The following is a 5,290-nucleotide window of genomic DNA, read 5'->3' on the forward strand; positions in this document are numbered from 1 at the left end:
CCCCGCGTAGGTGGGCGGAGAGATCGAAGTCGCAGTACGGGCACGAGTCGTCGTCGCAGAAGCGGGCCTCGATGATGGTGCCGCCACCGCGTTTGCCCGCGCTGATGGTGATGGTGTTGTGCCCGTGGATGTGGAAGGTGACGTCGGGAGTGGGACCGCGCAGGTCGGTATGGGTCATGTGGGTACTCCTGGGCGGGTCAATGGTCGAGGGGTGGAATGGTGAGGGTTGAGTGATTGCGCCACCAGCGGGCGATGCGGGGTCGCATGGGCTCGGGCGGCAGGATCTCCAGGTCTGCGGTGGGTGAGCCCGGCAGGGGGCGGAGCTGGATCGCGAGGGTGCGCGTGCGTGCGGGTGTGAGCCGGTGGTAGCGGTAGATCCAGGTGGTGTCGAAGGCGTGGCTGGTCGCGAGGATCCGGGCGGGACCGGGTGACGGCGTGGCCAGGTGTGTCCAGTGCTCGTCCAGGAGTTGCATGATGAGACCGCGTAGCAGGTTCACCGCGGTCATTGACACGTCCGGGGGGAATCCCCGCGTGCACAGCTCGGGGAGACCGAAGCGGCTCAGCCCCCATGTCTCGGCTTTCAACGTCTCGCCGGTGCTGTCGTCCTGGGTGAGGAAGACGGTCACCCAGTGGTCGGCGGCGTGGAAGACCTCGTACTCCTGGTCGAGGCGGTGGGTGTCGGGCACGATGTGGTGCGCCGCCATATCGGCGGGCACTCCGTGGGTGTTGGCGGTCAGTACGCGGGCGATCATGCGAGACAGCTGGGCGGTCCGTGGCTGCTGCCCGGTGGGCGCCGCCACGGTGATGATCTGGTGGAAGCGGGCGGCAGCCAGCATCTGGAGCTGATCGTCGGGGCCGGCGAGGTCGGCCAGTTCCTCACGCCACCCGGACTCGGCCGCGGGCACCGTCTCCAGCTCAACCTTCGAAGAGCGCAGCAAGGTGAGCGCGTCGGCGGCGAGCGGGTGACCTTCGGCGTGGAGGCGTATGAGCTGGCCGGAGACCAGGTGGGTGGGCCGGCTGACGTTCAGGTCGGTCGCGACCACGAAGTGGCTGCGGACGTTGGCCGGGATATCGAGGGTGAACTGATCCATGGGCGTGTCTCCTTGGTGGAGGGGATGAAGAGGCGGGAGAACGGCGAGAGCGCCCGGCGGAAGCTGTCGCGGGCGCTCTCGGCACGGGCCGACGCTGAGGCGCCGGGGTGATCACAGGGGCTGGCCTGGGTGCCGCCTGGCGAGGTCGACGTGTGGGGTGAACCCTTCGGTGTAGGTGAGGACCACCAGGTTCTGGCATGCCGTCAGCCCGTTGTGGAGGGTCTCCAGCAGGCCCGAACCGTTGAGCTCGATGTGGAACACCACACCGGTCTCGGGCAGGTCAGACAGCCCGTTGTCCCGCCACGTTCGACGCCAGTCGTCACAGGCAGGGTCCAAGCCCTGGGCGCAGACCGGCTCGTGCGGGTCCGCAGCGGTGCTGGTCGAGGTCAGATACACGCCATCGCCGTAGACGGCTCCAGCAGCGGGGAACGGCAAGGACGACTCCTGAAGACGAAGAGGAGGGACGACGTCGGCGAGGGCCGGTGCGAGCCGTCTCGCGCGGGCGACGGCCGCGCAGAGCGCCGAGTGGAGCGCCCGCAGCGGGCGAGGAACGAGCGCGCGAGGACGAACGACCTGGCGCGGCGGCCGGCGTCTGCGAGGCTCCGACGCCGGACCGCGCCGGTTACCGCTGTTCGCCGTCCTGGGTTGGCGTCGGGCCACGCGGCGTGATCGACGGTGTGGTCCAGAAGCTGGTCGCGGGTGGCGATGCTGGTTCATATGACGTCGTCGCCACCTGGCCAGGCGCCACCTGGCCAGGCGCCGTCAGGCGCCGCGCAGGTCTGGACGATGTACTCCTTGGCGGCCGGCCGTCGCCACAGCATCACCGCGCGGGTCTGCGAGCAGAGCACGCGCGGCTTCCCGCACGGCGGTATAGATCGGCAACACCGGAAGTTCCGCTGAGGTCATCACCGGTCAGGTGTGCGCCGCGTCGGCCGGAGGCCATCGGAGTCGAAGGGCTGGTGGTCATTGGGGTGCCCTTCTTGCGTTGATCAGGTCGGCGACGGTCTGGATGACGGTGAGCAGTTCGGCGTGGCTGAGGCGGGAGACGGTCAACGCGGCGTGGTCGCCATTGGCGGAGGATTCGGTGAACTCGACCGCGATGTGCAGCCCAGCCAGGTCGTAGGCGCTGGCCCGCTCGTAGCCGGGTGCGCGGCCTCGATCGGTGCCCTGCGACCAGGACAGGCCGTCGTCTCGGGGACCGCCGAGCCGGCGCTGCGCCGCGCGCAGGGTGCGCAGGCGCCTGGAGGTGAGGAGCTCGTCACGCCAGATGGCCTGTTCGAGCTTGCGGGTGTCCTGGCGAACCGCTGGCAGCAGACGCCGGACGATCTCGGCGGCCATCTGGGCGGAGGTCTTGGCCAGGGAGAACCGGATCGTGGGGCGTTCGAGCCCATAGCGGTAGGAGCGATGGTCACCGGGCGGTTCGTGAATGCCACAGACCGCGGCTTGGACCGGGCCGAGCGAGATCCGGAGCGCGACACCGTTGTGCTCGTGTAGCTCCCACCGATTGCCGTTGCCGTATCGGTCTTCGGCGATTGTCCACGAGCCGGGCAGCGCTTGGGCCAATGCCAGGAGCAACCCCCGCTGCTCGGCGTGCGAGAAGTGAGCGGAGCCGAGGTCACGAACGCTCATCGCCACCACCTCTCGGACGGGAAGGGGTGAACGCCGGGTCGATGGCCACGTGGTGCGTTCGGCCCTGGTCCGGCGGACGCGTGGCCTGCGGGAGGCTGGTCCACGCCACCGCGTTGCTGTCACGGCCGAACCGCTCGCCGGCGTGCCGCCGGGTCCGTGGCCCCGGCGCAGTGCCGCGCTGGCACCACGACGAGGCCATGGGAACCTCCGACTGGACAGCGGTCATGAGGTCCTCCGAGCGATAAAGCGGCCGATCAAGCCCAAACGAGGCGTTCGGCCGCGAGACGGGGAAGCGGGGTAGCTGATCGCGGGAGGGGCCGGGCAGTGCGGGCAGCGGATTTCGTCGCCGGTGATGGACCATCCGTCCTGCTGGGCGCTGAGCAGTGCTTCGGCCTCGTTGTAACTATCGGTGGTCGAGTCGTGAACCTCATCGCAAACGTCGCAGGCCACCTCGTAGACGATCCAGACGCGGAAGCTCATGCCGTCCTCCCGCCTGGGAGGCCGCGACGGGCCGTGCTCAGGACGTGATGGCCCCGTCGCCACCACCGTTGCGGCCGGACGGCGTTTACCGTGCGCTCGAACTCCTCGGCCGGCCGCTCGCCCTGGTACAGCAGCCCGGCCAACGCGAACTGGACGCTCTCGCGTGTACCGGCGCCCAGGGATGGGGCGATGAACTGCCGCGCCTCGACCGTCAGAGTCGCCAGGCGCAACCCGGTCGGCAGATCGAGCGTCACCAGCGCATCGGGCCGAGCTACTCCCGCCGCGCGGCGAGGACGGGAGAGCACGATCGGGCCGGTCCTCATGCGGTCACGCTCCAGGCGCCGTCGTGGAAGACCACCCAGCCCTGAGCGCCGGAGCCGGGCCGGTAGAAGTAGAACCCGTACCGGCCCTCCGGCTGGAGATACACCACAGCGCCGTCCTGCGGGCTCGTCGTGATCGCCTGGATGAGTGACGAGGTGAACGAGGTGTGCAAACCGGCCAGGGCGAGCAGGGCATCGAGCTCGGCGTCCCGGTCGAGTGGGCGGCCCTCGCTATCGCACCGCCGGTCGACGACATGCGCGTACTCCTCGCGCAGGAAGGTGACGCATTCGGCCAGCGCGTCTTGGAGGGTGAAGCCCATATGAACGGTGTACGTACGGCTCGGTTCGGTGTGCATTCGATCGATTCCTTTCATGTGAATTCCGATGGCGGCATAGCCCGGCAGGGCCGACTGCCATGCCGCTGCTGGGCGAGGGGTGCTGATGGGAAGGAGAGGAGGCTCACAGCGGGTGCGGCCATGGGCCCCGCGATTGCTCAGGGCGATGTGGCTTCTACGGGCCATGTCCCGGCCATGTCCGCCCGTTGCATGGCGAGGGTGAACGTGGCCCGGTGTCAGGCTGCGAACAGGGAGGTCTGGTCGACGAGCCTGGTCCACACGCCTGCGAAGCTCTTGCGCTGCTTGTCGTGGACACCGGCCGGGCCGACGCTCAGGAATTGCTCGGTGGTCGGGTAGCGGCCCACGTCCGGCGCGCGGATCTGGGCGCGCGTGATGGCGAACTCATCGGTCCGCGGTTCGGCCCTGTGGGTGCGGGCGAGGCGGTGCAACTCGCCTGCCATCTGGTCCCGGGTTCCTTCGGCGAGCGTTTTGACGCTTCGCCATGCGGTGCCCTTCTTGGTCGCGATGTGCCGGCGGGTCTGCTTATCCGTCGCGGGGTGATAGATGCGCCGCACGTCGTACAGGGCCCACGGCCCGCCGTGCAGCAGCTCTTCGGTGAGCGCGAGGACGTGGTGGAGCTGGTGGTCGATCGCGAACCGCAGGGCGCTGCCCCGGGAGAACAGCGTGGCACGGTGATTGAGGGCTATGGACCGGCGCTCCATGAGCAGGGCCAGAGCAGCGCCTTCCGGCTCTTTGCGCCACCTGTCGGCGAGATACTCGGGATCCGACAACGCGAACGGGCAGTACACGCAGCAACTTCTCGGCCACACCGTTGAGTAGATCTCGTGCAGGTAGCCGAGTGTGTCGGCGCGGGTCCACCCCCATTCAGCCAACGGGAACCGGGCCAGCCGCGACGAAGAGGCGTAGGTGGAGTCCTTGAGAATGCGGCCGCCTTCTTCTGCGGAGAACCCCAGTATGTGCTGGTAGGGTCGGCCGCCGAGATGGTCTTCTTTCCACCAGTCCAGCGGTTCTCCTTTGCTCTTGATCGAGCACGTACGCCTGTTGCCGGCGAACTGAGGCACGGTTCCGTTGCCCAGTTGCTCATCCCGCAGGCGCCAGGGGCCCGCCATGCGCATGTGCTGTGGCTGCCGCGAGTCGTCGAGCACCGCATACCGCGAAGCGGCGCGCTGACCTCCCCGGGAAAGCTGCACGTACCGGACCGAGAAATGCCGCATCAGCGGGAGAACGAACCTCTCCATGTGCTCGGCCGTCTCAGAGAACTCATCACCTGTCATGGCCGTCATCACGATCAGATCGTCTACGTCGAAATCGCGGGTCTGTGGTTCGAGCAGGAACCGAGTGAGCACCCCGACCGAGTCGACACCCATGCCGAGAGACAGGACGACCTTCCCCACCATTGACCTCCCTTCTTCCG

General features: G+C 68.4%; 7 protein-coding genes. All 7 read right to left on the reverse strand.

Annotation, left to right across the window (positions count from 1 at the left end):
• Nucleotides 1-197 precede the first annotated feature (197 nt).
• Nucleotides 198-1,091 (reverse strand): hypothetical protein, encoded by an 894-nt coding sequence (locus tag AB0M95_RS40630; RefSeq protein WP_363777016.1) that lies wholly within the window; start codon nt 1,089-1,091, stop codon nt 198-200.
• A gap of 111 nt (nt 1,092-1,202) precedes the next feature.
• Nucleotides 1,203-1,526 (reverse strand): hypothetical protein, encoded by a 324-nt coding sequence (locus AB0M95_RS40635; RefSeq protein ID WP_363777019.1) that lies wholly within the window; start codon nt 1,524-1,526, stop codon nt 1,203-1,205.
• A 528-nt stretch (nt 1,527-2,054) separates the two neighbouring features.
• On the reverse strand, nt 2,055-2,720 hold the full coding sequence (locus tag AB0M95_RS40640; protein WP_363777022.1) for a hypothetical protein: 666 nt from the start codon (nt 2,718-2,720) through the stop codon (nt 2,055-2,057).
• A gap of 222 nt (nt 2,721-2,942) precedes the next feature.
• Entirely contained in the window at nt 2,943-3,200 is a 258-nt protein-coding gene (locus AB0M95_RS40645) for a hypothetical protein (RefSeq protein WP_358526108.1), read from the reverse strand.
• A complete protein-coding gene (locus AB0M95_RS40650; protein ID WP_358526106.1) occupies nt 3,197-3,523 on the reverse strand; it encodes a hypothetical protein in 327 nt (108 codons plus the stop codon). Before AB0M95_RS40650 ends, AB0M95_RS40645 begins: the two co-directional genes overlap by 4 nt.
• Nucleotides 3,520-3,876, reverse strand: coding sequence for a hypothetical protein (locus tag AB0M95_RS40655; protein ID WP_358526105.1), 357 nt, complete (start codon nt 3,874-3,876; stop codon nt 3,520-3,522). Before AB0M95_RS40655 ends, AB0M95_RS40650 begins: the two co-directional genes overlap by 4 nt.
• Nucleotides 3,877-4,091: 215 nt before the next feature.
• Nucleotides 4,092-5,290: hypothetical protein (locus AB0M95_RS40660; protein WP_363777026.1), on the reverse strand; the 1,199-nt coding region annotated here is incomplete at its 5' end.

Source organism: Sphaerisporangium sp. NPDC051017 (genome assembly GCF_040683095.1).
GTDB lineage: Bacteria > Actinomycetota > Actinomycetes > Streptosporangiales > Streptosporangiaceae > Sphaerisporangium.

Bases quoted from the DNA above. Each gene is read 5' to 3' on its own strand.
- AB0M95_RS40630 (WP_363777016.1), bottom strand. From the start codon at position 1,091: ATGGATCAGTTCACCCTCGATATCCCGGCCAACGTCCGCAGCCACTTC.
- AB0M95_RS40640 (WP_363777022.1), bottom strand. From the start codon at position 2,720: ATGAGCGTTCGTGACCTCGGCTCCGCTCACTTCTCGCACGCCGAGCAG.
- AB0M95_RS40645 (WP_358526108.1), bottom strand. From the start codon at position 3,200: ATGAGCTTCCGCGTCTGGATCGTCTACGAGGTGGCCTGCGACGTTTGC.
- AB0M95_RS40650 (WP_358526106.1), bottom strand. From the start codon at position 3,523: ATGAGGACCGGCCCGATCGTGCTCTCCCGTCCTCGCCGCGCGGCGGGA.
- AB0M95_RS40655 (WP_358526105.1), bottom strand. From the start codon at position 3,876: ATGCACACCGAACCGAGCCGTACGTACACCGTTCATATGGGCTTCACC.